Genomic DNA, 24,450 nt, shown 5'->3' on the forward strand with positions numbered 1-24,450 from the left:
GGATGGGCTGGCAGGTAGACCTCACACGCCCAACCGTCAATGACAGCTCTGCCCTCAACCCTGCCCCTCAGCCTTCTACGCCATCGTCAAAAATCGCCTCGATGGGCTGACCAAACAGGCGCGCGATTTTGAACGCCAGCGGCAGGGACGGATCATACTTGCCGTTCTCCAGCGAGATCACGGTCTGGCGCGACACATCCAGCTGCTCTGCCAGATGCGCCTGACTCCAGCCGCGCTCACCGCGCAGATCTTTCAGCCGGTTCTTCATTCGACGCGCGATGTCAGGATGGCGGCCGCGACACCATAAATCGTCGCAAAGGCCGGGAAGAGAAAGATCGCGTCAAACGCCGGCAAGCTGGCATGGAGTGTGACAAGCGCCCAGAACGTCACCAGACACAACACCGCACCCGCCGATATCGCCGTCGCGGTTATCATCAGCGAGCGGATCATCTCGTCACTTTCGACGATAATGTAGACCCACACGACGACCCATCCCGCGACCAGCCCGATGGGCAGGCTTTGCACCAGACCCTTGAGAAATCCGTCCAGTCCGGGAACGTAATGAATCGAGGCCATCAGCGCCGCCACATAGGCCATCACCAGCCCGGCCTGCAGAGGGATCAGCCAGGATGCCTTGATCTCATGGCGCGGGGCCGCTGGCGCATTGGCCGCCATCTGTGCAATGCGATTCTCGCGCACCCAGAGGAAAAAGCTGGCGATGGTTGCGCCACCGGTAACGGCCAGAACCACAGGTTCACCGCCCCTGCCCACGAGAGCGAACATAAACGCAATAAACAGACAGATTGTCAGGAGAAGCAGCAGGAAGGCCAGCGTGCCGGTCGCCCGGATGGGATGGAGCACACGCGCCCGCTGGTCTTGAGAAGCGTTCATCAAAAAGAGTCCTCCGCTGACGCCTAGTGATAGCGCCGGCTGATAGCGAACAGGGAGACGTAGTAAGCCGCCACAGCGATCACGACCGTGAAGGCTGGCTGAAAGGGTCCCCATTGCAACAACGCTGAGGCCACTGCCAGGCTCGAGACGATCATGACCGCCCCGCCGCAGCCAACGGCCAGGGCGGTCATGTGAATACGCTGCTGAAGCTCGTCGAGGGACCGTATCAGGACGACGAATTCGTATGTCCCGCACGCAATGCCAGCCACCGCCAGAAGCGCGGCGAGGACTGGCCATATCCCGCTGCCAGGCGCCTGGGTGGCCACGGCGATCACAGCAGTCATCACGACCGCCAGAATCGCCAGGGACCGCCAGATGTAACGCCGCCGTGCGGCTGGAGGTGCAGTGTGGGTTTCAGGGACGAGATTGATCATGGCATCCTTCAGGCTTGATGCGCCTCACCAGGCTTCCGGGCGCCAGTAAACAGGCGTACCAGCCAGTGGCGGTTGGCAAAGGCTGTCCAGCCCAGAACGAACATGGTCAGCCAGAAAAGCGCCTCGGTCGCCAGTGCCGCTGCAATCAGCGCAACCACAAAGACCGCCCGCGGCGCGTCCAAAAAATACGCGGCCCCCGCACCCGTCCAGGCCAGCAAAGTTGCAGAACCGGCCAGCACGACCAGACCGATGCGAAGTTTCTTTGAGAAAGTCATAATTCACCTCCGTTGTAAAGCGTGCTTTACGATGTAGCGTCAAGCTCGCTTTACGTCAAGGGTGCTTTACAACATTTTTTCGCAGGACGCCCGAACTGGCATTTGGTGCCGTTTATGATAATAATTATCATAAGGTCAAACTGATGGAGACGTCATGCCCAGCAGCTACGCCCTTGGCGGGCATTTCGAAAGCCTGATGGACGAGTTGATCGCCTCTGGCCGCTATAACTCGAAAAGCGAGATCATCCGGGACGGGCTGCGCCTGCTCGAAGATCGCGAAGCGCTGCGGCAGGCGAGGCTCGAAGCCCTGCGCGCGGCCATCGCGGAAGGCGCCGATAGCGGCCCCGGCGTTGACGCGGATGCGGTGTTTGACCGGCTGGAAGCGAAGTACCAGGCGATGGCGCAAGGCGCTGCAGAGTGAGTTTGCGCTTTTCGCCCGCAGCGGAACGCGATCTGGAAGCGATTGCCGACTATATTGCGCAGGACAATCCGGGGCGGGCGCTGAGTTTCATCGCAGAGCTTCGGCAGACAGCGGCGGACATCGAAGACAACCCGCTTGCGTGGCCAGAACGCTCCGACCTTCTACCTGGCCTGCGGATGCGGCCGTTCGGGCGATACCTGGTCTTTTACAGGCCGGATCAGAACGGCGTTCGGATTGAACGGATATTCCACGCCAGCCGGGATGTTGGTGGCGGCAACGTTTAAGAGCCGTCAGCTCCACCGATGGCTGGATCAAGATAAACGAAAACCGGGCCCCTTTCGGAGCCCGGCACTTCCGGCATTCCTGCGATGAATGCGCTTACTTGTTCGGCTGCGGCGTGACGCGCAGGTAGGGCTTGATCTTCTTGTAGCCCTTGGGGAAGAGCTTGTCGGCGTCGGCGTCCGACACGCTCGGCACCACGATCACGTCATCGCCATCGGTCCAGTTCACGGGCGTGGCGACCTTGTAGCCATCGGTCAGCTGGAGGGAGTCGATCAGGCGCAGCACCTCGGTGAAATTGCGCCCTGCGCTCGGCGGATAGGTGAAGGTGGCGCGGATTTTCTTGTTCGGGTCGATCACATAGACGGCGCGCACCGTCACCTTGGGATCAGCTTTCGGGTGGATCATCGTGTAGAGGGTGGAGACCTCCTTGTTCACGTCCGCGATGATCGGGAAGTTCATCGCCGTGCCTTGCGTCTCCTCGATATCCTTGATCCAGGCCTTGTGCTGGTCGAGCGGATCGACCGACAGCGCGATGGCCTTGGCGTTCCGCTTGGCGAACTCGTCTTTCAGCTTGGCGGTAAAGCCGAGCTCTGTTGTGCAGACGGGCGTGAAGTCGGCCGGGTGGGAAAAGAACACCACCCATTTATCGCCGATCCAGTCATGGAAGCGGATCGGGCCTTCAGTGGTGTCGGCGGTGAAGTCCGGGGCGGTATCGCCAAGGAGGAGGGACATGATCTGTTAGCTCCGTTTGTCGGCTGTCAGGGCGTTATGCGCTTTACTTAGGGAGCGGGCTTGGGCGATGTAAGGTCATCGCGCCTCCACCCCTCGTTCAGATTTACTGGCGGACCCAATATGCCCAGCCTCATCATCATGCGCCATGCCAAAGCCGTCGACCGGATAGAGGCTGAAGACGATTTCGACCGCGGGCTGACCACGCGCGGTCATGAGGACGCGGCCCGTGCCGCAGACGCCATGAAGAACGCCGGGCTGATAGCGGATTTTGCCCTGGTCTCCCCTGCCCGCCGCACGCGCGAAACCTTCAAGCCGCTGAGCGCCATCTTCCCCGGCGCCAAGCTTGAAGACCCGATGGCGCTCTATCATGCCTCGCAGGAAATGCTCGAGCGGGCCGTGACCGAAGCGCTGGAGGGCGGCTCACAAGCCATCGTTCTGGTCGGGCATAATCCCGGCATAGGCGAATTTGCCCACGCCCTCGCCGCACGCGCAGACGCCATGGAGGGCGTGCCCTATGGCTGGCCGACCAGCGCCGCCATCGCCTTTGATCTGGCCGATGCCAGCCTGATGCGGCTCACACGCACCTTCCTCTTCAATCCGAAGGCGTGATTCGAAACGATTCGCCTCAAAGGTTAATTTGCATTAACCATACCCGCCGTTCCGCAGGGAGCTGGCGGCAATGGGGCATGCAGTGGGGCAAAGATCACGCCGCGCACCAGCGCAGGCGCAGATCATTACCGGCGCATTCAAGGCCACGCGCAACCATGCGCATGCCTATCGCGCCGCCTATGGCCTTGCAGATGAAGCCCCGCAGGCGAGCGCTGCCCATCCACTGAGCGTCCCGCGCTCCCTGTGGGCCGGCCCGGCCGGGTTTCTGGCTGTGCTTGAAACGATAAGCCCCGGCCTGGCGCTGGCGGTCATGGGGGCGCTGGCCTCACTCCTCTTTCTGGGTGTGGCAGGCTTGCGCTTTGCCGCAGCGGTTCTGCCTGCATACACCAGCCCGCGCCGCACGCTGTTCTCTCACGCTCTCCCCTCGATGACGGTGATCGTTGCGCTCCATAAGGAGGCCTCTGTTGTCTCCGGGCTGGTCAGGCAGCTCGCGCAGATGGACTATCCACGCGACCGGATGGATGTCGCCCTCGCCATAGAGGCCGATGACTGGGAGACATTGCGCGCCGCCCACGCAGCGGCGAGAGCCCATGCCAGCCGCCTGCCGGTACGGGTCATGGCGGTGCCACCCGTCGGGCCGCGCACCAAGCCCAAAGCCCTCAACTTCGCGCTTCAGCGCACCACAGGAGCGCTTGTTGCGGTCTATGACGCGGAGGATGCCCCCGCCCCGCAGCAGCTGCGCGCAGCGGCAGAAGCCTTCGCGGCTGACCCGGCGCTTGGCTGCGTGCAGGCGCCGCTGGGCTGGTATAACCGTTCCGAAAACTGGCTGACGCGCATGTTCGCGCTGGAATATGCCGCGCAATTCCACGTTATCCTGCCGCTATTCTTGCGGATGGGCTGGCCGCTGCCGCTGGGCGGCACCAGCAATGTGTTCTTGCGCGATGCCCTTGTGGCCAGCGGCAGCTGGGATTCCCACAATGTCACCGAGGATGCGGATCTGGGTTTCCGGCTGGCACGCCATGGCTGGAAAACCGGCATGATAGACCATGGCACGCTGGAAGAAGCGCCCGTTACGCGCCGCGCCTGGATAGCGCAGCGCAGCCGCTGGCTTAAGGGCCATGCGATCAGCTGGTGCGTACAGATGCGCCAGCCCGGCGGCCTCACCGGTGAAAGCGGCCTGCGCGCCATGGCCTCCCTGCAGGCATCGCTTGGGGTGAACGTGCTCAGCGCGCTGATACACGGGCCGGCGGCGCTGTTTGTGATCTGGATGATCGCCGGCAGTCTGGCGGCTGGACAGCTTCCCTGGATCATACTGCCCGTAGCTGCGGGATATGGCGCAGCCATATTCGCGGCGGCACGCGGCGCACGGCGCGCTGGCTTCCGGGCAGGTGCGAGGGATCTGGCGGCGCTGCCGCTCTACTGGCTCTTGCAGACGCCTGCCGCCATACGGGGCTTGCGCGAAATCGCCAGCCAACCCTATGTGTGGACAAAGACCGAGCACGGCGTCACTGCCCAGCACAGGATGGCCCCTGATGAGCCTCACCCTCACGCTCATCCTGATGATTGCGGCACTTTCCCTGTTCGCCTTCAGCGCGTGGCGTAGCGGGCGGCCATCAGACCCGCTGCGCGGCCCAAGGATGGTGCCCTGGACGCTGATATGCATCGGCCTTGCCGTGTTCCTGCTGCTATTGCTGGCCCATCTGCTCAGCTTTATCGGCATCGAAACCGGCCAGCGTGTGCGGACCTTCTAGATCGACACCGCTATCAGCCAGACAAACAGCGCGGCGAAAAACGCGATCAGTAGCCACCTTCCCCAGCGCGGCAGCCACAGCCAGCCCGCCACGATGCGGTCGCCCACCGCATAAAGCACCAGCCCCATGGCGAAATAGCGCAGGCCCCGCCCCAGCGTAATGGCCAGCGCAAACCACATGCCGCCAACCCCGGCCAGCCCTGCAGCGAGACTGGTCAGCTGTACCGGCACAGGCGTCAGCATGGCGGCAAACACGGCCACCGCGCCGCCGGTCTCGATACGCGCGCGGGCGTCTGACAGGGTTGCTGCCGCGCCGCTATCATCAACGATCATCGGTGCAATGGTATCAAAGGCCAGCCGGGCCAGCGTGTAGACCAGCAGGCCGCCAAGGATGGACCCCAGAGCCGCCGCGGCCGCGGCCGGAAAGACATACCGGCGCCCGCGCAGCATCTGCGCCGCCAGCGGCAGGGCCACCGGCCACGGGAAGATCGTGGAATCGATGAAGGAGCCAACGAACAGGGCCGGCACCGCCCATTTTCCCCGCGCCGCGCGTATCAGGCGCAGGCGGAACAGCCGCACGGTTCGCGACCAGCCTCCTGGACGCGGTCGGGGTGCGGGGCGGGTATCTGGCTTGCTCATCACCCGCGTGTCTTAGCCCGCTTGAGGGTCTGCGGCAAAAGCGGCGATACGCCGCTACCCACCTGGCACGCCGGTCTGGAAACTTTCCACCAGCGAACCTGTCACCAGCCGCCAGCCATCTACCAGCACGAAAAAGATCAGCTTGAAGGGCAGCGAGATGATGACTGGCGGCAGCATCATCATGCCCATCGACATCAGGATGGAGGCGACCACCAGATCGATGATGAGGAAGGGAATGAAAAGCAGAAAACCGATCTCGAAGGCCCGGCGCAGTTCGGAGATCATGAAGGCGGGCGCCACCACATGCAGCGGCGTGGCCTCGGGCGTTTCGGGCTGGACCTGCGCAATGTCGAAAAACAGCGCCAGATCATCCTCGCGCGTATGGGCCAGCATGAACATCTTCACCGGCGAAGTAGTCCGCTCGAACGCCTCCTCGGTTTCAATCTCCCCGTCCAGATAGGGCTGGATGCCCTCGCCATAGGCCTGCGTGAACACAGGCGCCATGATGAAGGCGGTCAGGAACAGGGCGAGCGATACCAGCACCGCATTGGGCGGGCTCTGCTGCAGGCCGACAGCCGTACGCAGCAGGGACAGCACGACGATGATGCGCACAAAGCTGGTCGTCATGATGAGGATGGACGGCGCCAGTGACAGCACCGTCAACAGGATGACGAGCTGGATCACCCGCTCGGTCAGCCCATCCTCTTCGCCCACATCAATGCTGACCGATTGCGCCTCGGCCATGCCGCCAAACGCCAGTCCGGCCATCAGCAGCCCAAGCGCGAGGCTCCAGAAAAGCGCTGATCTGGAACGCAGCCACGCCATCAGGACTGACCCTCCGGCGCAGCTTCATCGCCCGTGTCCGGCTCCACAGGTTCAAAGCGGGGCGGAGCAGGACGCCGGTCCAGCACCGTCTCACCGGCAAGGCCCAGCAGGATCACATGCTCCTCATCGTCCACGCGCACCAGCACCACGCGGCGGCGCGGATCGAGCATGAGGGTGGAGGCCACTTCCATGCGGCGCGGCGCATTCGGGCGCTGAATATTGGGGAGGAAATGGGCAAGCCCTGCCCGCCTCGCCAGCAGCGCCAGCCCGCCAAGCAGACCCAGCACGAGCAGAAGCGCCGCGAAATAGCGTCCAAAATCCATTACGTCCATCTGGCGCGCTCCCCGGCGGAAGGGCGCAGCCCCCTTGGGCGCCCGTCCGTTTTGCGGACTTCAACCGCTAGCGGGAGTCGCGCCTTTGGTTAAGCCACTCTTAACCGCATCAGCACAAGGGTGGGGATGGAGCCTTGCGCGCCAGAATGGCTGCGCCGAAAAGGGAAGCGAAACGCATGCGTCCGGATGACATTCCTGTCCTTGGCATACTGCGCCAGGCGCTCGGCTATCATTCCGACCGCCAGCGCGTGATTGCCGAGAACGTCGCCAATGCCAACACGCCGGGCTATGTGCCTGATGATATTCCGCAAAGTGAGTTCGCGCGCGCCCTGTCTGGCGCCCAGAGCACCCGCCGGGTCACGCTGAACGCCACCGAAGCGGGCCATATTCAGGGTCGGGTCAATTCTGGCGGATCGGGCGCATGGCGCTCCATGGCAACGCCTGACAGCGAAACCACGATCAACGGGAATGCCGTGGTGCTGGAAGAGCAGATGGTGCGCTCGGGCGAGAACCGGATGCGCTTTGAAACCGCACTCGGCCTTTACCAGAAAAGCCTGTCGCTCATCCGCATGGCGGCCCGCGGGCCGGGCGCATAAGGCAAGGGAAGGATATAGATCATGTCCAACAACGCTTCAGATACCTTGCAGATCGCCGCGGCGGGCCTTCGCGCCCAGTCCGCGCGCATGCGCATCATCGCGGAGAACCTGGCCAATGCGTCCTCTACCGGGCGCACGCCGGACGAAAACCCCTATCAGCGCCAGATGCCCGTTTTCCGCGCCGAACTGGACCGCGTTACCGGAGCAAACCTTGTGCGCATGACCGACGTGCGCGCGGACGAATCGGAGTTCCGTCTGGTCTACGAGCCGGGCCACCCGGCCGCCAACGGAGACGGCTATGTGCGCTATCCGAATGTCTCCAGCCTGATCGAGCTGATGGACATGCGCGAGGCGCAGCGCTCTTACGAGGCGAACATGAACATGGTGGAAGGTACGCGGCGCATGATGGAGCGCACGCTGGACCTTCTGCGCCGCTAGGAAAGTCTGGAGACTGAACGATGGATCTCGCAGCCATCCGCGCCTATGCGCAGGCCGCCCGCCAGGTGGCCGCCCCGAACGCCACTGGCGCCGCCAGCGCGGGCAATCCGGTCGCCTCCGGCTTTGGCGACATGGTGATGAATGCGCTCAGCGAGACGCAGGCCGTCATGCAGGCGTCCGAAAGCCTGACCGCACAGAATGCCGCCGGACAGGCCGAGCTGGTGGATGTCGTTACCGCCATGGCGGCCGCTGAAGTGCAGCTGGAAACGGTTATCGCCGTGCGCGATCAGGTGATCCGGGCCTATCAGGAAATCCTGCGCATGCCGATCTAGTGCCTGAGGCTTTAAGCCTCAGGACGGCCCCTGCTCCCCGCCCGCCTCGAAACGGCGCGCAAATCCGGTCAGAAACGCATCCATCGTGCCCCGGCTGGCGAGGCTGGACACCAGCTCTGTCAGACGGCGGTCGCCCGGCGCGGGCAGTTCGGTGGTAACCAGGCTGAAGCTGCCGCGATGACGCGTCACCGCCATGCGATCACCGTAACGGGCTTCAACACGTTCCAGAGAGCCACTATCCCCGGCCAGCGCATAGGCAATCGCCGCGCGCATGACATCGCGTGCCTCGATCTCGCTCAGCGGTTCATCCTCACGCCAGCGCGCGCCCAGAACAGCTTCCAGCCCGCGCGCGGCATTGGCCCAGTCACGCTGCTCCCATGCAATATCGGCCCGCAGACGGCGCGCCTGCGGGCTGTCATCATCGCCGATCATCTCAAGGGCGTGATCAGCCCGGCCGAGACCGGCCATGGCCCGTGCTTCCAGAAGGCGGCGTTCAGCGACGAGCGCGGGCGCCAGCCCGGTCACGCGGGTCGCGCGCAAAGTACGCAGCGCATCTTCATGGCGGCGCCCCATCAGATAGATCACGGCCAGATCAGAGGCGATGGCCGCACGCGCCTGCGCGGGCATGGAACGGTTATCGACCTGATGCTGGAGGAGCTGGGCTGCCGGATCGAGCAGATCAACCGCCACCAGCCGCTCGGCCACGCGGCGCACCATCCGGTCGCCATCGGCCCCTTGCGGGGTCAGCGATGCATACTCGTTAAAGAGGGACAGCGCCTCGAGCGGCGACATGCGCGCGGCCTCATCGCGCAGGAACAGGCGGCGGAACAGCGCGTCCATATCGCTCGCAATAGCCCGCGCCGCCGCGCTGCCGGGCTGGCGCAGACGGGCCTGGCTCATCACATCCAGCGCATCGCCAAAACGCCCGGCCTCTGCGTAAAGCTCGCCCAGCTGCCGGGCTGCTTCCAGCTCGGTATCGTCTCCGCGCCAGCGCAGGGCGATGCTTGCCAGCGTGTCTGCAGCCTGTGTAGGCGCCACCCGTCCTTCATCCAGCTCAAGGCGGACCTGATTGAGAAGGGAAGCGGCCTGGATAGGCAGCCACGGGTCTTCGGCCAGCGCCGCGAAACGCCGGATCGCCTCGTCATTGCGCCCTGAGAGGGCAGCCACACGCGCGGCGGCAAATTCAGCTTCGGCGCGGGCCTGCGGATCGTTGAGCTCAGGGTCCATCCCCTCCAGCACACGCAAGGCGGCGCCGACATCGCCGGTCTCGGCGGCAGCGCGGGCATAGGCAGACTGCACCCGTGCGCGCCAGAGCGGATCGAAGAAGAAGCTGCTTCCTTCGGCGGCATCAAACCGGCGCCGCGCTTCAGCCCAGTCAGACCGGCGCGCCGCGACCAGCCCGCGCCAGGGCTGCGCGGCCGGATCCTCGTTGAGTGCCGCGCCAGACAGAAACACTTCGGCACGCGGCAGCCGCCCCACCATCAGCATGGCGATACCGTTGACCACGCGCAGCTCTGCACTGCCAGCCAGCTCGGCATCGGCCTGTGCTGCCAGACGGGCCGCGCCGAGGGCTTCAGGGGCCAGCTCCCACGCCAGATAGAAACGCGCCAGATTGAGCAGCTCGCGCGGCTCGCCGCCTGATGCGCGCCGCAGGGCCTGCGTCAGTCCTGACTGATAATCATCTCCGCCGCGCCATGCCACAAGGTCAGCAAAGCCGGGCGATGTCGGCATCACGGCACTGTCGGCGGACGCAGGGCCGCCCGCGCGCGACAGGGCCATGCCGCCCGGCCGGGTCAGCTCTGCACCGCCCTCGCGCAGGACAAGCTGAAGATCGTCCGCCAGCGGCTGCACGGCCACGCCATGCACAGACGGCAATATGTGCGCCTCGACCATGCGGTAGGGCATGAGAACGCCGCTCTTGGCTCCATCAGCGGTCAGCACCAGAAGGCTGTCACCCAGCACCGGATCATCCACCCGGACCACCGAGCGGGCACCTTCCTGACCGAGCCGGAGGCGGGCAGGCTGGCCGGGCAATGTCTCGCGCATCAGCACGACAGGGCGCGGCGGCTGGTCCACACTGTCACGCAGGGCAACCGTCCAGGTCGCGCCCGCAGCCACCGGATCAGGCAGGGTGGCCTCGGGAGACTCGATGCGCAGGGCGGTATAGTCCTCGCCTGCCACGATCTGGTATCCGCGTACATGGCGGCGCGGCGCCTCTGCAAGCTCGGACACGTCCAGCTCTGCGGCGGCATCAAAGACCAGCCACACCGCATCCGGGCGCCGGAAAACGGCAAGGCCCGGCAAGTGTGCCCATTCAAAATGCAATAGCGCGTCATTGCCGCTGCGCGTCAGGCGGACCGGCACAATGCCGCTATCAGGCACCGGGTCCGGCCGCGCGGCTGGCTGCGCAGCCTCTTCAACCCGTTCCGGTTCAGGCGGCGCTGCCGCTTCTTCATCAGCAAGGCCTGCCAGCACGGCCAGCATGGCTTCAGGCGACACATGCCCCGCTGGCAGCACGTCCAGTACGATGCGCCGGCCCTCCTCATCATCCCACGCGCGGACGGTGGCACCGTCCTCCAGCAGCACGGTAACGGTAAGGCCGGTATCCTCATTGGCTGCGCGTACCATCTCGATCAGGCGCGGCGGGCTGGCAGAAAGCCGGCGCAAATCGGCTTCGCCCGGCGCATCAAAGCGCAGCGCCGCCCGGCCATTTGCGCTTTCCAGCGTGTAGCCGGTGCGCGACGGCCAGATGAACTCGATGCGCGTATAGTCCGCCGCCTCACCCGAGCGCACGGCGACATTGGCAGGCGGAGGCGGCACATTGGCTGCCGCCGCCCGCTCGGCAGCGGCCTGCGCCTCGGCACGGGCATTCCGCTCGAACTCGGACACAATAGGGGCCGGTGCCGCGGCGCCGGGAGGCGTCAGATCAATCGCGATGACGTTATGGGAGACGCTGACATGCGGCTCGGCCTGCAGGTTCAGCGCAAGACGCAAGGCCCGCCCGTCCTCGTCGAGCCGCGCCATGGCAACAAGTCCGCCTGTCTGAGCCGGGATCGAGGCAGCATCAAAAAAGACAGGCTGTGAAAAGCGCGCAACCAGCACCGCGCCGGCCGCTATCTCGGCATCCGCCGACAGCTCACCGCCCATGGACTGGGGATAGGTCACAACAAGGCGCGTGCTGGCAGAGCTACGCTCGACGGCAACGCTGCCTGTTACCTGCGCCCACGCGTCAGCGCTCAGCCCCGCAAGGAGCAGCGCCCCGGCAAGGGCGGCGAGCCTAGCTGTCCCGGCCGGCAAGGCGGGCCTCCACCTCGGTCTGGGTCTCCGGAGGATTGGCGCGCGAGCGCAGCCGCAAGGTCAGCTCTGCGGCAAAACCGGGATCCATCTCCGCCAGGATTGCCGCATAGCGCCGTGCCTGATCGCGCTGCAGGGATTCAGCCAGCAGGACCAGCGTGTCCTCATCCATGCGCGACATGATCGCAGCCGCGTTTTCCGGCTCCAGCTGGGCATAGACCGAGACGATCTCGCCAACACGGCGCTCGCGCTCGGTTTCCAGCGTGCCCAGAAGTGTTTCCAGACTGGTCTCCAGCGCCTCCATACGCGCGATGCGCGCCTCGATACGCCGCTCGGCAACTTCCAGAAGCGCCTCGCGGGTATCAAGCTCATCCTCGCGCATATCGAGCTCCACACGCCGGTTCTCCACCAGTTCGCAAAGCTGGAACTGGGACCGCGTGACATTGAACTCGTCCGGTTCGGCTTCAAAAGCCGGGGCGGGGGTTGCCGCTGGCGGCGCGGCGGCAGGCTGATCCACAGCTTCCGCCCGCGGGGCCAGCACTTGCGGCTCGTCACCGCCTTGCGTGTTCATCAGCGCCACGGCGCTATCGGCCAGCGACACCGATTTGAGCGCGAACATGGCCGCCAGCAGAATGGCGATAACGGCAAGGGGACGAAGGCCGGGCATGGGAAGTGACCTTTCCTAGCGCAACGTCTTGAGGTGTTCGCGCTCACGCGGGTGCTGCGCACCCTCGCGTTCACGGGGCAGTTCACTGGCCGCTTGCGGGCGGCGCGCACGGTCGAAACGGTCAAGGCGCGTCTCGCCCGCACTGGTCAGAAGGCGCAGCTCATCGGCCAGCGCGCGCGCTTCGTGCGTGCGCTGCTCCAGCACCTCGCCTGTCTCTTTCGAGGCCCGGTCCAGCGCGGCGAGGCCGGCACGCGCGCGGTCCACCGCGTCGTTAAGGGCGGACACGGTCTCTTTCAACCCGTCCTGCCCGTCGCGCAGGGCTTTCAGCCGGCGGTCGACGCGCCAGCACATCACCGCCGCGCCCACCAGAAGGACACCGATCAGGGCTTCAAACAGGAAGGCCGCCATACTCATGAGAACCTCGTCAGCGTGCGCCGTGCGGCGGGGGTGAGCGGTGAATCGAGCCGGACGGCCACATTATGGTTCAGCCTGCCCATGCGCCCGCGCGTCAGCGGAATGGTGCCGCAGCGCAGCTCAACGGCGCTATCTGGCCCGGCATCGAGCATGATCGTATCGCCGACCTGAAGTTTCATGATCTCGCCCAGTGGCCGCTGCAATTCGTCAACGACGGCGTGAACCTCCATCTGCGTCGACCACAGCTCGGTTGCGAGGTGGCTTTCCCAGATATTGTCCCGTCCGAACTTCTCCCCCATGAATTGCTGGAGGAGCATTTTGCGGATGGGCTCAAGCGTCGCATAGGGCAGAAGAAGCTCGATTCGCCCTCCCCGGTCCTCCATATCAATGCGCAGCTTGACGAGAATGGCCGCATTGGCAGGCCGGGCGATAGCGGCAAAGCGCGGATTGGTCTCCACCCGGTCCAGGGTGAAGTCCACATCTGTCAGTGGCGCAAACGCCTGTTTGGCGTCAGCCAGCACCACTTCGATCATGCGCTGGACCAGCGTACGCTCGATCGTGGTGTAGGGACGCCCCTCGATACGCATGGCACTGGTGCCGCGCCGCCCGCCCAGCAGCACGTCCACCACCGAGTAGATGAGATTGGAATCGACCGTCAGCAGGCCGTAATTGTCCAGTTGTTGCGCGCGGAACACCGACAGGATGGCAGGCAGCGGGATGGAGTTGAGATAATCGCCAAAGCGGATGGAGGAGATGTTATCAAGGCTCACCTCCACGTTGTCGGAGGTGAAATTACGCAAGCTCGTCGTCATCAGCCGCACAAGGCGGTCAAAGACGATCTCCAGCATGGGCAGACGCTCATAGGAGACGAGCGCGGAATTGATGATAGCGCGGATGCCCGAGCGCTCGGCCCCGTCCTCGTCCGACACCGAGAAGCCCAGAAGGCTGTCGATCTCGTCCTGGTTGAGGATACGCTCAGGCCCCTGCGCGCCTTGCTGGGGCAGGAAGGTTTCGCCATCGGCGCCCACCATGGCTTCCCATTCAGACGCAAGCGCATCCGAACCGGCGCCGTCAAAGTCGGGCTGTTCCGCACTGGCGGCGGCTTCCCATTCGGCGGCCAAGGCATCCTGATCTACATCACTCATGGGGCAATCCGGTCATTGTCTCGCGCAAAGGGCACCATCATCACGACTGGCTGATTAGGATTTCGGTCAGGAGCACCCGGTCCACCTGGGCGGGTGCAATCGCCAGATTGGTCCGGCGCAGCAGCTCCAGCCGCAGGCGGTGCTGACCCGCAGACCCGGCCAGATCGTCCGGTGTCAGCTCGCGCAGGAAGCCCTGATACTGGTCCAGAATACGCTGCATGCCCGCCTCCAGCGCGGGCTCCACGGCCGGATCGGTAAACTCGAAACTCACCTTGAGCGTGAGGATCGGGCGCACATTGCCCGAACCGGAAATCTGTACCACCAGCGGCTCGCCGATCTCGAAGCTGAGGATCTCCGGCCCCGCCTCGGCCAATGCCTGCTCGGCGGCCTCTGCTTCGGCCATCGCCTCCTCATCGTCCCCGCCCCCGCCAAACAGGAACAGCCCGCCTGCCACCAGCGCGAGCACGAGGATGATGGCCGGCAAGCCGATAAACAGCGCCAGCTTCTTGATATCAGGCTTGGACTTGCCTTCGCCTTCGGCATTCTCGCCGCCGGCGCCGTCTTCGTTTTCGTCGTTTTCTTCGGCCATGATGATCCCGCCAGATCGCACTGATTCACGCTTCAGCAAGGATTAGGGGGCGTCCCGGTTAACGATCCGTTGGGAAAGTTTCCCGATAGGCAGTTTTTTCCGCATCAAGCTGCATTGCCTGCCGGGCGGAACGGGCCGGAAGCACAGGCCGAAAACCCAACCCTTTGTAATTAATCAGCATTAACCATGGCACGCCCCTTGCGATGGCTGGGCGGCGTGGCTGGCAAAAGTCCGGCCGCACGCGGCACACGGCCAGAAAGGGCGAGGAGGGCGCGATGGACAACATGATGATGATAGGCCTGAGCCAGCAGCAGGTGCTGCGCCGGGCCATGGACATCACTGCCAACAATATTGCGAACGTCTCCACTGCGGGCTTCAAGGCCGAGCAGCTTCTGGTCGAGGCCGAACCCTATACCCGTGCGCGCGCAGAAGACGGCCCTGCCCGCCTGAACTATGTCGCCGAGTGGGGTATGGGCCGCGATTTCAGCCAGGGCACGCTGGAGCAGACCGGGCGTCCTCTGGACGTGGCCATCACTGGCGAAGGCTTCTTCACGATTGATACCCCGCAAGGCGAGCGCTTCACGCGCGACGGCCGCTTTTCCATGGATGCCGCCGGCACGCTCACATCGGCCAATGGCGCCCCTGTACTGGGCGAGGACGGTGCGCCGATAACCATCGACCCGGACGCCGGGCCCGTCACCATCCTGGCCAATGGCGAGGTCAACCAGAACGGGCTTGTTGCGGGCCGCATTGCCGTTACCCGCTTCGAGAATCAGGGCGTCCTCTCCAAGATCGGCGACAATCTCTATACCGCCCCTGACGACGCCGAGCGCGAACTCGCGCTCGAACCCGTGATCCGCCAGGGATTTGTCGAAAGCTCCAACGTGCGCCCCATCATGGAGATCACCTCCATGATGGAAGTGTCGCGCGCCTATTCCTCCGTTACCCGCATGCTCCAGCAGGCCGACGAACTCAGCCGCAAGGCGATCGAGCGTCTTGGCCGGCCGGGCTAGTGAATTCTTGATAAGGAAACCCAACTGATGCGCGCACTGTCTACCGCCGCCACGGGAATGGAAGCCCAGCAGCTCAATGTCGAGGTGATCGCCCACAACCTCGCCAACATGAACACGACCGCGTTCAAGCGTCAGCGTGCCGAGTTTCAGGATCTGCTCTATCAGAATCTGGGCCAGGTCGGCGCTGCCAGCTCGGACGCGGGCACCATCGTGCCGACCGGCCTGCAGATCGGTCTGGGCGTGCAGGCAGGCTCGGTCTACCGCATCACCGAGCAGGGCAGCCTCTCCCAGACCAATAATGAGCTGGATCTCGCCATTTCAGGCCGGGGCTATTTCCGCATCGAACTGCCCAATGGCGGCGAGGCCTATACCCGCGCCGGCAGCTTCTCGCGCAGCCCGGAAGGCCAGCTGGTCACCTCTGACGGCTACCTCGTCATGCCGGGCATCGCGATCCCCGAAGAGGCGCGCCGCGTGGAAGTGAACCAGCAAGGACAGGTACAGGTGCAGCTTGATGGCGACGCCGAGGCGCAGATCCTCGGCCAGCTCGAACTCATCACCTTTGCCAACGAGGCGGGTCTCGAGGCGGCAGGCGACAATCTCTACCTGGAGACCGCAGCGTCGGGCGCGGCCAATGTCGGCGTACCGGGCCAGCCCGGCTTCGGCATCATCCGGCAGGGCTTTGTGGAAACCTCCAACGTGGATGCCGTCACCGAGATAACCGCGCTGATCCGCGCCCAGCGGGCCTATGAGATGAATGCCCGTGTCATCAGCGCTGCCGACGAAATGCTCGCTGCTTCTGCAAACCTGCGCTGATAGGGGTAATTATCATGCTGCGCGTCATAGCCACTGCCACGCTTCTCGCCATCGCCGGGACCGCCTTCGCCGCCGCACAGCAAAGCGTGCTTCTGCGCGAGCGCGTGGTGGTCGAGGGCGCAACCGTGACGCTCGGCGACCTGTTTGAAGGGGTTGAAGGCGAGGCCGCTTCGGTGACGCTGGCGCGCGCACCGCAGCCCGGCTCACGCACCTTCCTTGACCCTGTCTGGGTCAGCCGCCAGGCCAGCCGCAACGGGCTGGAATGGGCGAACGCCACCGGCATTGAGCGCGTGGCGGTTGAACGCGCTTCGCAGAGCCTGTCAGCGGGCGAGATCGCCGACATGATCGCGGCGCATATGTACCGCGAAACCGGCCGCAGCCATGAAGTCACGCTCTCCAACCGCATGCTCTCTATCCATGCGCCAGTCGATGCGCCCGGCACGCCGGAAATCGTGCGGCTGGAGCTGGATGGCCGCACCGGACCGTTCCGCGCCGAGATCCGCACCCATGATGGCGGCGATGCCGTGACCATTACCGGCCGCGCCGACCCGGTCATGGATGTGCCGGTTCTGGGCCGCCCGGTGGCGCGCGGCGAAGTCATTGAAGCGGGCGACATCGAGTGGGTGCGCATGCGCTCTGACCGCATCCGCGCCGATGCCATCACCAGCGAGACCGCCCTTGTCGGCCAGGAAGCGCGCCGCGCCCTGCGCGCCGGTGAAGCGCTGCGTGGCTATGATCTGCGCGAGCCTGCCGCCATCACGCGCGGCGAAACCGTGGCGCTGGTTTTCCAGTCCGGTCCGCTGACCCTGACCGCACGTGCCCGCGCCCTTGAAAACGCGGCGCTCGGCCAGACGATCCGCTTTGTGAACCTTCAGTCCAACCGCACCGTCGAAGGTGTGGTCGAGGGCCCGGGCCGCGCGCGCGTGACCGGCGCCACCAGCAATATCTTCTAGCCGTCAGGAGACGACGATCATGCCCAGCACCCACCTGACGCGCCTTGCCCGCCTCGGCGTCTGCGCGCTCGCCCTTACTGCCATGAGCGCCTGCGCCGTACGCGACCGCGCCAGCTATATCGGCCAGCCGCCACCCCTGTCGCCCATCTCTGCCGATGCGGCCATTCGCGGGGTGGGCATCACCGAGCAGCACGGCGCATCCGGCCAGCGTCAGATGGAAGCCCTGCAGGCCGCCATCGCCGCCCGCCAGAACGATAGCGGCAATCTGAACTCGCTGTGGCGGTCCAACTCCTCGACCTTCTTTGGCGATCCGCGTGCGGCACGTGTGGGCGACATTCTCACCGTCAACATCAACATTGCCGACCGTGCCCAGCTGAACAACCAGACCAACCGCTCACGCGTTACGGCAACCAATTCGGGTATCTCGAACTTCTTTGGCGGCGAAGCGGCGCTCGACGGCTTCTTCAACGACGCGATTGACCCGGCCAACCTGGTCAATATGGGATCCAACACCTCCACGCGCGGCAATGGCTCGGTGAACCGTTCAGAGACCATCCGCCTGACGGCCGCCGCCATCGTGGTGGACGTGTTGTGGAACGGGAACATGATCGTGCATGGCCGTCAGGAAGTGCGGATCAATAACGAGGTGCGCGAGCTTCTGATCTCCGGCATTGTGCGCCCGCAGGACATCGCATCGGACAACACGATCGACCACTCCAAGATCGCCGAGGCACGCATTTCCTACGGTGGTCGCGGTCATATCTCCGAGATGCAGCGCCCGCCCGTTGGCCAGGAAATATACAACCTGCTCTGGCCCTTCTAGACCGCCCGTTAACCGCAAAATGCTAACACTTTGCTCACCATTCGGCCCCTAGGATAGTCTCCGGGCGCAAGCTCGAAGGGGGGCTGAATGACCGGGCGTTTCTCATACATTACGCGTATTCTGGAGCCTGAAGGGCTGATGTATGTGCGCATATTCGGTGTCAGCCGGCCAGATCTGAGCCGTGACCGGGGCGGCATGCTGCTCGACCGGGTCGCAAAGGGCGGCATAAATGCGGTGATCTTCGATTACCGGCGCATGGTCTACACCCATGACACTTTCCAGATCGGCACGCTGGCCGGACGGGTGGCGAGCCGCCTGCCAGCCGGCTTTCCGGTTGCCTATGTGCTGGCCCGCCAGCACGCCGGCTTCGTCGTCACGCTGATGCGCACACTGACCCGCAAGGGGATCATTACCGAACCCTTCGCCACCCACCGGCCTGCCATTGCCTGGGCACGCCAGCAGATTGCCATGGCCCAGCTAGCCGCCGATGCCCGGCGCGCAGGCCTGAATATTCATGCCCGAAGCGCCTGACAGTTCTGACCTCAGCATCGAACGCTTCGAGCTGGAAGGCGCAAATGTCTTCTGCGCCCGGCTGATCGGTACCCACCGCTTGAAAGACAGCCTCGTCAACGCGCAGCGCCTGGCAGAGCGCGTCGTGCGCGAGAACCGCGATGCCGTCATACTCGATTACAGCCAGTGCCAGCTGGAACATAAGCTGGAAGAATTCATCAGGGTCGGGGATCTGTTCGTCCGGCACATGCCCGCCCATGTGCGCTTCAGCTACGTGTACCACGCATCAAACATGATGCACGCCGCCTATATGACGAAAATACTCCACAAAGCCGGCTTCAAGGCCCGTGCCTTCGGCAACTGGGCCGATGCAGAGCGCTTCGCGCGCGGGATCGACTGAATATCAGTCGTCGCGGTGGACACGCTCGGAGCGCTCATGGCGTTCCTGGGCTTCCAGGCTCAGCGTCGCTACCGGGCGCGCATCCAGACGCGCCAGCGAGATCGGTTCACCCGTCTCGTCGCAATACCCGTAAGTGTCTTCCTCGATCCGGCGCAGCGCCGAGTCGATCTTGGAGATCAGCTTGCGCTGACGGTCACGGGCGCGAAGTTCCAGGGAACGGTCGGTTTCAGTCGAAGCGCGGTCAGCCAGATCCGGCAGCGCACCAATATCTTCCTGCAGGGCGTAGAGCGTCGTTTTGCTCTCACGCAGGATTTCGTCTTTCCATGCAAGCAGCTTGCGGCGGAAATACTCTTTCTGCCGCGGGTTCATGAAGTCCTCGTCCTCGCTGGGACGATACCCCTCAGGCAGCTCGATCTTGGATTCAAATGCGCTCATACGCCCGCCTCCATGACGCTCACGCCCCTGCCCATGAGCGCGGCGGAGAATATCGGCGCAACTCATCAAGTCAACGGCGCATAACCGTTAGACCGCAAGTTTGGTGCCAATACGATTAGATGAAGACTTTCAAGGACTAGACGGCCACGCCTTCGTCATTCAAGCGTCATATTTGGCCAGTTCGACCGCCGCGCGCGTCTCAACTTCGTCCAGCATGGCTTCCAGGCGCGGGTCCGACACCGACTCGCGGCGCGCCTTCAGCACGTCCATGAGCCGGACGAGCTTGGAGCGCGGCACACCGCCTTCAAGCAGCGCGATTTTCAGATCATCAAGCACATCCAGCAGGGTGAAGGCGCGCTCGGTAGCACGCTGGCGGGCTCCGGCCTCGTCATGATCGCCCTGCAGCGCCAGCAGCGCCTCGACCGATCCGACCGACGCAACCGGCCCGGTTCCCGCAACGCTGGACGATGCCGGCGCAGATGCCGGCGAGGCAGGCGCGAAGCTGCCCGAACCGCTTTGTGTGCGGCTGGTGCGTTTGGGAGCGCTCGGCCCCTGGGTGCTGCCCGGACCGCTGATTTTCATCGGTCATGCCTCTTCGACAGGAACATATGAGCCAAATTGCTTAAGCTTGCTTAACAGTCCCTTAAACCGCTTCGCGCGCCCGGCAAAATCTTCCCGGCAGCGTCGGCCGTGCGCGTGTTCTGCCGCCGGGCGCCTGCGGCCAAGGCACAATATATCAATGTGTTAGCGGAGACCACCTTGGCACGGAATTCGCATGGTTAATGCGCGAAACACACCCAATGCGGAGAACCGCGCACGATGCTGACCCGGATTTTGATTGCCACTGCCCTCTGCCTGGCGCTGCTCGCGCCGGCGCATGCCAATCCACGCATCAAGGACATCGCCGACATCGAGGGCGTCCGGGAGAACCAGCTTGTGGGCTACGGCCTGGTGGTCGGCCTTGATGGTTCCGGCGACACGCTGCGCAACGCGGCCTTTACCCGCCAGTCGCTGAACTCGCTGATGGAGCGCTTCAACGTCAATATCCGCGATGCCGATTTGCGCACCGGCAATGTCGCCGCCGTACTGGTGACGGCGCATCTGCCGCCGTTTGCCACGCAAGGCTCGCGCATGGATGTCACCGTGTCGGCCATGGGCGATGCCAGCAGCCTGCAGGGCGGCGTTCTGATCGCCACACCGCTGATGGGCGCGGACGGTCAGGTCTACGCCGTGGCGCAGGGCTCCATCGCAGTCGGCGGCTTTGCCGCTCAGGGCGCAGGCGCCAGCATCACGCGCGGCGTGCCGACCAATGGCCGCATCTCCAACGGCGCGATCATCGAGCGCGAGCTTCGTTTTGACCTCGCCAGCCGGGACGAAATCCGTCTCGCCCTGCGCAATCCCGATTTCACAACGGCGCGCCGCATGGCGGACGCCATCAACGCCTATGTGGGCACCGGCACAGCGCATGCCACCGATCCGGCAACGGTCGTGGTCAACCGCCCGGCCAGCTTCCGGGGCGACATGGTCAGCCTGGTCGCCGATGTGGAGCAGCTTCGCGTCGCCGCCGACATGCGCGCCCGCGTGGTGATCGATGAAGGCACCGGCACCATCGTGATGGGCGAGAATGTGCGCGTGTCCACGGTCGCGATCGCACAAGGCAATCTCACCATCACGGTCAGCGAGACCCCGATAGCCAGTCAGCCCGGCGCCTTCTCCGAAGGCGAGACGGTTGTGCTGCCGCGCACCCAGGTCACCGCCGAGGAAGACTCCATGCAGCTCGGCGTGCTGAACGGAACAGTGTCCTTGCGCGAGCTGGTCGATGGCCTGAACGCGCTGGGTGTCTCCCCGCGCGACATGATCACCATCCTGCAGACCATCAAGGCGGCAGGCGCGCTGCAGGCCGAGATCGAGGTGCTGTGATGGATGACTTCCTCGCCAGTCAGGTTCAGGGCGCTTTTCAGACCCGCGAACCCTCCCTGCCAGGCACGGGCGGCATCACCAATGCCGAACAGGCTCGCCGTGTCGCCGAAGAGTTCGAGGCGGTCTTCCTGGCCCAGCTCGTGGAGCAGATGATGGGCGAGAGCACCCAGAGCGAGATGTTTGGCGGCGGTGCCGGCGAGAGCGCCTTCCGGGGCATGCTCAATGAAGAATACGCGAAGGTGATGGCGCGCGCAGGCGGCATTGGTCTCGCCGATGACCTTGCCCGCGAAATTCTGCGCCTTCAGGAAGCAGGAGCCCGCTAATGAGTGAACTGGCTGCAAACACCCCCGCCGAACGCGCTGCCGCGCTGGTGCGCCTGACGGCCCGGCTGACCGAGCTGTTTGACACCGAGACCGCGCATTTCGAGGCGCGCCAGCCGCACAAGGCCTTCGACCTGCAGGACGAGAAGATGCAGCTGGCCAATATCTACCGGCGCGAAACCCAGCTGGCCGCTGGCGATCCGGAGCGCCTCGCAGGACTGGAGCCGTCTCTGAAGGCATCCTTGCGGTCAAATGTGGAAAAGCTGGAAGCTGCCGTGCAGCGCAATGGCCTCGTGGTAGAGGTGCTGAAAGACATCACCGAAGGCCTGGTCAAGTCCATTGCCGACGAAGCCGTCCGCCAGAAATCTGAGAACGCCGGCTACGGCCCGCGATCGGCGCGTTCAGGCCAGATCGGCGCCATCGTGGTCAATCAGAGCGCCTGAGCCCTACCCGCCCAGATGGGCGATAAAGGGGGCGCACAGCGCGAGGCCCATCACCGTTTCAAACCCGATAGCGGCGGCATTATAGCGTGTGCGCGTGCCCTGATCGGCGTCTACAGCCATCGAAATGGCCCGGCCTATCGCCATCCCCAGCCAGTAAAGCCCGACGGCGAAGCTCGCCCCCATGACCGCACCGGACCCGGCCTGAGCGCTCATCGACAGGGTTAGCAGGACCGCGCCATGGGCCAGCACCAGCGCGCCGCCATAGCTGGAGCGGAATTCCGCCCAGCCACCCTTCAGATCGGGTGCCGGGGCCAGACGCACGACGTTCGCGCCCCAGCGCGGCACGGCTAGGCTCATCAATCCCATCAGGGCGCCGATTGCAGAAGCGGTGGCGGCCAGCATCCAGGGCAAGGGCAGATCGGGCATGGGTCATTCCCGGCTATGAAAGGGTGTTGTGGCCATTATACGCGAGCGGCAGGCAAACGGATTTGTGAGGCAAAACTGCATCTCTCCCATTGCGGCAGCCTGCGTATTACCGCGCCCAGCTATCCGACCTCGCCACACTATCAGCCAGCCCGATAGTGTTGTTTCCGAAAAAGCTGCCACGGCGGCCGACGAAAAACACAGATTGTAGGCATCAGTTATGAATCAATCTCTCCCTTAGCTGCAAGCGACCCTTTGAGCCCTCTATTCTCGTTCAGCGTAGGATTCCCACCTCATACAACCGCCTACCAAATTCGCAGCGTTCGGAACTGAGTAAGCACTAAGCCTCACTCTACGATACTGCGACCTGTTCCGTGATTGACGGAGTTTTACAAAAATATTTATATGGCATAGGAAATTGGGAGCATCAAAAAAATGGCCGGAAAAAGCATTTTTGAAGAATTGCAAAAAACCGACAATCTGCTTAATCGCAGATTTGTCGAAATAATTGACCCGTCTGAAAAATTAGACAAGAATCGTCCACACCAATATTTGCAAGAAGACTTAAATAATTATATTGACAAGAGGTCATACGCCATCCACCAAAGCGCGTATTCAAGACGGCAGTGCTATGTTTCATTTAGGTACTTAGCATCAAAGTATAACATTAAAGCAAGCCCAGCAGCGAATAACCGGGTATTAAGGCATATTAGCCAACTCAGCCCAAAAGGCCGCATCAGATTTATGGTGGCAGCTACAATTATATCGAATTACGTCGGCGAACAGCTTTCTCGTTCGATCACCGACATTCACCGAGCAAATGGAACTCAATACGTCGAATTCAATCACATAAAACAAGCAATTCTTGACATGGATAGCTTATACATATATTTTTGCGTAGAAAATCCGTGAGAAAGCCGTTAATTTTCAATAATTAATGGGTGTTAACACAATGGAAACAGCTTCCTTTTCAGAAACAGACGCGAAAAATTTACAGAAATGGTTTGATACTGCGGTTAATTTTGCGAGGGTATCTGGCACAATATCTGCAGTCTATATAGCAATATTAACAATTTTATCGAGCTCGGCAACATCAGCAGATGTTGATGTTCCACTATTTTGGCTTTTAGCATCTATAGTTATTAGCGGCTTGCTTCTGTTGGGCGCCCTATATACAACGGTTCTCTCGTTGAATTTTTATGCAGATCAATATAGAATAGAACGAATAAACAATATGCCCGGTCGCATAATCGGAGATGAAGCAAAGATATACATTGAGTCCATTACTGGAAGAAAAGATGCCAAAGCCAAGGCCGTTGAAGGACTACTTGCAGACATAGAAAAGCGCAAGAATGCAACATCAATGCTTTCAAATATTAGCATTCTAGTTCTTCATCTTTTTCAGATTCTTGTATTATCATCTATATCTGTTTACATTTTTTATTTAAGTTAGAAATAATTTTTACATTTTCACCATACACACAACGCAGGCCCTTAACGCGCACCGCCTTCACCCGCGAGGTCTGCCCTGACACCAGTTCCAGCGCCGATTTCGGCACACCCAGACTCTTCACCAGCAATTTCAGAACGGCGGCATTGGCTGCACCCTTGTCCGGCACGGCGCGCACGCGGACCTTCAGATGAGCCAGCCCGTCGGCGCCGGTTTCCACGCCTTCGACCGCATCCTTTGAGGCCTTGGGCGTAACACGAAGGCGAAGGATCACTCCCTCGC

The 24,450-nt window shown here is 63.1% G+C and carries 36 protein-coding genes; 19 read left to right on the top strand and 17 right to left on the bottom strand.

Translation table 11 applies throughout. The features are described 5' to 3' along the window. Positions 1-67 precede the first annotated feature (67 nt). Genes X907_RS11275 through X907_RS11290 form a run of 4 tightly spaced genes read right to left on the bottom strand, consistent with a single transcriptional unit; the run spans position 68 to position 1,600 of the window. Positions 68-268, bottom strand: a complete 201-nt coding sequence (locus X907_RS11275; RefSeq protein WP_127568052.1) for a helix-turn-helix transcriptional regulator — start codon at positions 266-268, stop codon at positions 68-70. Continuing rightward, complete coding sequence (locus X907_RS11280; RefSeq protein WP_127568054.1) at positions 265-891, bottom strand: hypothetical protein; 627 nt, start codon at positions 889-891, stop codon at positions 265-267. The genes X907_RS11275 and X907_RS11280 overlap by 4 nt, the downstream gene beginning before the upstream one ends. 23 nt (positions 892-914) lie before the next feature. Beyond that, entirely contained in the window at positions 915-1,325 is a 411-nt protein-coding gene (locus tag X907_RS11285; protein WP_127568056.1) for a hypothetical protein, read from the bottom strand. A gap of 8 nt (positions 1,326-1,333) precedes the next feature. Further along, positions 1,334-1,600 (bottom strand): hypothetical protein, encoded by a 267-nt coding sequence (locus X907_RS11290; RefSeq protein WP_127568058.1) that lies wholly within the window; start codon positions 1,598-1,600, stop codon positions 1,334-1,336. Positions 1,601-1,754: 154 nt separating this feature from the next. On the opposite strand from X907_RS11290, the gene X907_RS11295 reads away from it, so the two are divergent. Next, positions 1,755-2,021 carry a type II toxin-antitoxin system ParD family antitoxin gene (locus X907_RS11295; protein WP_127568060.1) on the top strand — a complete coding sequence of 89 codons (267 nt, stop codon included), beginning with the start codon at positions 1,755-1,757 and terminating at the stop codon, positions 2,019-2,021. Then, on the top strand, positions 2,018-2,305 hold the full coding sequence (locus tag X907_RS11300; protein WP_127568062.1) for a type II toxin-antitoxin system RelE/ParE family toxin: 288 nt from the start codon (positions 2,018-2,020) through the stop codon (positions 2,303-2,305). The genes X907_RS11295 and X907_RS11300 overlap by 4 nt, the downstream gene beginning before the upstream one ends. A 94-nt stretch (positions 2,306-2,399) precedes the next feature. Here X907_RS11300 and X907_RS11305 read toward each other — a convergent pair whose 3' ends face one another. Continuing rightward, on the bottom strand, positions 2,400-3,035 hold the full coding sequence (locus tag X907_RS11305; RefSeq protein ID WP_127568064.1) for a peroxiredoxin: 636 nt from the start codon (positions 3,033-3,035) through the stop codon (positions 2,400-2,402). Between the two features lie 120 nt (positions 3,036-3,155). On the opposite strand from X907_RS11305, the gene X907_RS11310 reads away from it, so the two are divergent. From X907_RS11310 to X907_RS11320, 3 genes are all read left to right on the top strand, one after another. Continuing rightward, the gene (locus tag X907_RS11310; RefSeq protein ID WP_127568066.1) at positions 3,156-3,644 is read left to right on the top strand and encodes a SixA phosphatase family protein; all 489 of its coding nucleotides are present in this window, start codon (positions 3,156-3,158) and stop codon (positions 3,642-3,644) included. A gap of 70 nt (positions 3,645-3,714) precedes the next feature. Then, positions 3,715-5,247 (top strand): glycosyltransferase, encoded by a 1,533-nt coding sequence (locus X907_RS11315; protein WP_127568069.1) that lies wholly within the window; start codon positions 3,715-3,717, stop codon positions 5,245-5,247. Then, positions 5,177-5,395 (top strand): hypothetical protein, encoded by a 219-nt coding sequence (locus tag X907_RS11320; RefSeq protein WP_127568071.1) that lies wholly within the window; start codon positions 5,177-5,179, stop codon positions 5,393-5,395. Before X907_RS11315 ends, X907_RS11320 begins: the two co-directional genes overlap by 71 nt. Here X907_RS11320 and X907_RS11325 read toward each other — a convergent pair. The 3 genes from X907_RS11325 to X907_RS11335 all read right to left on the bottom strand — a co-directional run bounded on the left by X907_RS11325 (position 5,392) and on the right by X907_RS11335 (position 7,190). Continuing rightward, on the bottom strand, positions 5,392-5,973 hold the full coding sequence (locus X907_RS11325; RefSeq protein ID WP_127568073.1) for a YqaA family protein: 582 nt from the start codon (positions 5,971-5,973) through the stop codon (positions 5,392-5,394). The two genes, X907_RS11320 and X907_RS11325, sit on opposite strands and share 4 nt — an antisense overlap. A gap of 114 nt (positions 5,974-6,087) precedes the next feature. Further along, positions 6,088-6,858, bottom strand: a complete 771-nt coding sequence (fliP, locus tag X907_RS11330; protein WP_127568075.1) for a flagellar type III secretion system pore protein FliP — start codon at positions 6,856-6,858, stop codon at positions 6,088-6,090. Further along, a complete protein-coding gene (locus X907_RS11335) occupies positions 6,858-7,190 on the bottom strand; it encodes a flagellar biosynthetic protein FliO (RefSeq protein WP_127568077.1) in 333 nt (110 codons plus the stop codon). The genes fliP and X907_RS11335 overlap by 1 nt, the downstream gene beginning before the upstream one ends. A 176-nt stretch (positions 7,191-7,366) precedes the next feature. Between X907_RS11335 and flgB the strand changes: the two genes are divergently transcribed. From flgB to fliE, 3 genes are read left to right on the top strand one after another with little or no spacing between them, the layout of a single operon-like run. Next, the gene (flgB, locus tag X907_RS11340) at positions 7,367-7,786 is read left to right on the top strand and encodes a flagellar basal body rod protein FlgB (RefSeq protein ID WP_127568079.1); all 420 of its coding nucleotides are present in this window, start codon (positions 7,367-7,369) and stop codon (positions 7,784-7,786) included. A gap of 21 nt (positions 7,787-7,807) precedes the next feature. After that, a complete protein-coding gene (gene flgC / locus X907_RS11345; protein ID WP_127568081.1) occupies positions 7,808-8,224 on the top strand; it encodes a flagellar basal body rod protein FlgC in 417 nt (138 codons plus the stop codon). Between the two features lie 20 nt (positions 8,225-8,244). Beyond that, entirely contained in the window at positions 8,245-8,556 is a 312-nt protein-coding gene (gene fliE, locus X907_RS11350) for a flagellar hook-basal body complex protein FliE (RefSeq protein ID WP_127568083.1), read from the top strand. A gap of 18 nt (positions 8,557-8,574) precedes the next feature. Here fliE and X907_RS11355 read toward each other — a convergent pair whose 3' ends face one another. From X907_RS11355 to X907_RS11375, 5 genes are read right to left on the bottom strand one after another with little or no spacing between them, the layout of a single operon-like run. After that, a complete protein-coding gene (locus X907_RS11355; RefSeq protein WP_127568085.1) occupies positions 8,575-11,853 on the bottom strand; it encodes a tetratricopeptide repeat protein in 3,279 nt (1,092 codons plus the stop codon). Continuing rightward, entirely contained in the window at positions 11,834-12,517 is a 684-nt protein-coding gene (locus tag X907_RS11360) for a MotE family protein (protein WP_127568087.1), read from the bottom strand. The genes X907_RS11355 and X907_RS11360 overlap by 20 nt, the downstream gene beginning before the upstream one ends. 15 nt (positions 12,518-12,532) lie before the next feature. After that, positions 12,533-12,931, bottom strand: coding sequence for a DUF6468 domain-containing protein (locus X907_RS11365; RefSeq protein ID WP_127568089.1), 399 nt, complete (start codon positions 12,929-12,931; stop codon positions 12,533-12,535). Further along, entirely contained in the window at positions 12,928-14,076 is a 1,149-nt protein-coding gene (gene fliM / locus X907_RS11370) for a flagellar motor switch protein FliM (RefSeq protein WP_127568091.1), read from the bottom strand. Before fliM ends, X907_RS11365 begins: the two co-directional genes overlap by 4 nt. A 40-nt stretch (positions 14,077-14,116) precedes the next feature. Then, positions 14,117-14,665: a flagellar basal body-associated FliL family protein gene (locus tag X907_RS11375; RefSeq protein ID WP_127568093.1), complete on the bottom strand. Its 549-nt coding sequence runs from the start codon at positions 14,663-14,665 to the stop codon at positions 14,117-14,119. Positions 14,666-14,940: 275 nt separating this feature from the next. On the opposite strand from X907_RS11375, the gene flgF reads away from it, so the two are divergent. The 6 genes from flgF (at position 14,941) to X907_RS11405 (ending at position 19,177) form a co-directional block, all read left to right on the top strand. Beyond that, positions 14,941-15,678: a flagellar basal-body rod protein FlgF gene (flgF, locus tag X907_RS11380; RefSeq protein WP_127568095.1), complete on the top strand. Its 738-nt coding sequence runs from the start codon at positions 14,941-14,943 to the stop codon at positions 15,676-15,678. A 27-nt stretch (positions 15,679-15,705) separates the two neighbouring features. After that, positions 15,706-16,491: a flagellar basal-body rod protein FlgG gene (flgG, locus tag X907_RS11385; protein WP_127568097.1), complete on the top strand. Its 786-nt coding sequence runs from the start codon at positions 15,706-15,708 to the stop codon at positions 16,489-16,491. Positions 16,492-16,505: 14 nt separating this feature from the next. Beyond that, on the top strand, positions 16,506-17,444 hold the full coding sequence (gene flgA / locus X907_RS11390; RefSeq protein WP_127568099.1) for a flagellar basal body P-ring formation chaperone FlgA: 939 nt from the start codon (positions 16,506-16,508) through the stop codon (positions 17,442-17,444). A gap of 19 nt (positions 17,445-17,463) precedes the next feature. Further along, positions 17,464-18,267 (top strand): flagellar basal body L-ring protein FlgH, encoded by an 804-nt coding sequence (flgH, locus tag X907_RS11395; RefSeq protein ID WP_127568101.1) that lies wholly within the window; start codon positions 17,464-17,466, stop codon positions 18,265-18,267. Positions 18,268-18,354: 87 nt separating this feature from the next. Then, positions 18,355-18,798 carry a hypothetical protein gene (locus X907_RS11400; protein ID WP_127568103.1) on the top strand — a complete coding sequence of 148 codons (444 nt, stop codon included), beginning with the start codon at positions 18,355-18,357 and terminating at the stop codon, positions 18,796-18,798. After that, positions 18,782-19,177: a hypothetical protein gene (locus X907_RS11405; RefSeq protein ID WP_127568104.1), complete on the top strand. Its 396-nt coding sequence runs from the start codon at positions 18,782-18,784 to the stop codon at positions 19,175-19,177. The genes X907_RS11400 and X907_RS11405 overlap by 17 nt, the downstream gene beginning before the upstream one ends. Before the next feature lie 3 nt (positions 19,178-19,180). Here the strand turns inward: X907_RS11405 and dksA are convergent, their stop codons facing one another. Beyond that, a complete protein-coding gene (gene dksA, locus X907_RS11410; RefSeq protein WP_127568106.1) occupies positions 19,181-19,612 on the bottom strand; it encodes an RNA polymerase-binding protein DksA in 432 nt (143 codons plus the stop codon). 159 nt (positions 19,613-19,771) lie between these two features. Next, complete coding sequence (locus tag X907_RS11415; protein ID WP_127568108.1) at positions 19,772-20,194, bottom strand: flagellar assembly protein FliX; 423 nt, start codon at positions 20,192-20,194, stop codon at positions 19,772-19,774. A gap of 237 nt (positions 20,195-20,431) precedes the next feature. Here X907_RS11415 and X907_RS11420 point away from each other — a divergent pair, with 237 nt between their 5' ends. From X907_RS11420 to X907_RS11430, 3 genes are read left to right on the top strand one after another with little or no spacing between them, the layout of a single operon-like run. Beyond that, positions 20,432-21,532, top strand: a complete 1,101-nt coding sequence (locus tag X907_RS11420) for a flagellar basal body P-ring protein FlgI (protein ID WP_127568110.1) — start codon at positions 20,432-20,434, stop codon at positions 21,530-21,532. Further along, positions 21,532-21,855: a rod-binding protein gene (locus X907_RS11425; RefSeq protein WP_127568112.1), complete on the top strand. Its 324-nt coding sequence runs from the start codon at positions 21,532-21,534 to the stop codon at positions 21,853-21,855. The genes X907_RS11420 and X907_RS11425 overlap by 1 nt, the downstream gene beginning before the upstream one ends. Further along, positions 21,855-22,295, top strand: a complete 441-nt coding sequence (locus tag X907_RS11430) for a flagellar basal-body protein FlbY (RefSeq protein WP_127568114.1) — start codon at positions 21,855-21,857, stop codon at positions 22,293-22,295. The genes X907_RS11425 and X907_RS11430 overlap by 1 nt, the downstream gene beginning before the upstream one ends. Before the next feature lie 3 nt (positions 22,296-22,298). Here the strand turns inward: X907_RS11430 and X907_RS11435 are convergent, their stop codons facing one another. Next, positions 22,299-22,721: a hypothetical protein gene (locus X907_RS11435; protein WP_127568116.1), complete on the bottom strand. Its 423-nt coding sequence runs from the start codon at positions 22,719-22,721 to the stop codon at positions 22,299-22,301. Positions 22,722-23,153: 432 nt separating this feature from the next. Here X907_RS11435 and X907_RS11440 point away from each other — a divergent pair, with 432 nt between their 5' ends. Together X907_RS11440 and X907_RS11445 are read left to right on the top strand one after the other, a co-directional pair. Continuing rightward, the gene (locus X907_RS11440; RefSeq protein WP_127568118.1) at positions 23,154-23,630 is read left to right on the top strand and encodes a hypothetical protein; all 477 of its coding nucleotides are present in this window, start codon (positions 23,154-23,156) and stop codon (positions 23,628-23,630) included. A 40-nt stretch (positions 23,631-23,670) separates the two neighbouring features. Continuing rightward, on the top strand, positions 23,671-24,171 hold the full coding sequence (locus X907_RS11445) for a hypothetical protein (protein ID WP_127568120.1): 501 nt from the start codon (positions 23,671-23,673) through the stop codon (positions 24,169-24,171). On the opposite strand, the gene X907_RS11450 is transcribed toward X907_RS11445, so the two are convergent. Then, positions 24,140-24,442, bottom strand: coding sequence for a DUF167 family protein (locus X907_RS11450; RefSeq protein ID WP_233352328.1), 303 nt, complete (start codon positions 24,440-24,442; stop codon positions 24,140-24,142). The two genes, X907_RS11445 and X907_RS11450, sit on opposite strands and share 32 nt — an antisense overlap. Positions 24,443-24,450 lie beyond the last annotated feature (8 nt).

It is taken from the genome of Glycocaulis alkaliphilus, from assembly GCF_004000605.1.
Classification (GTDB): Bacteria; Pseudomonadota; Alphaproteobacteria; order Caulobacterales; family Maricaulaceae; genus Glycocaulis; species Glycocaulis alkaliphilus.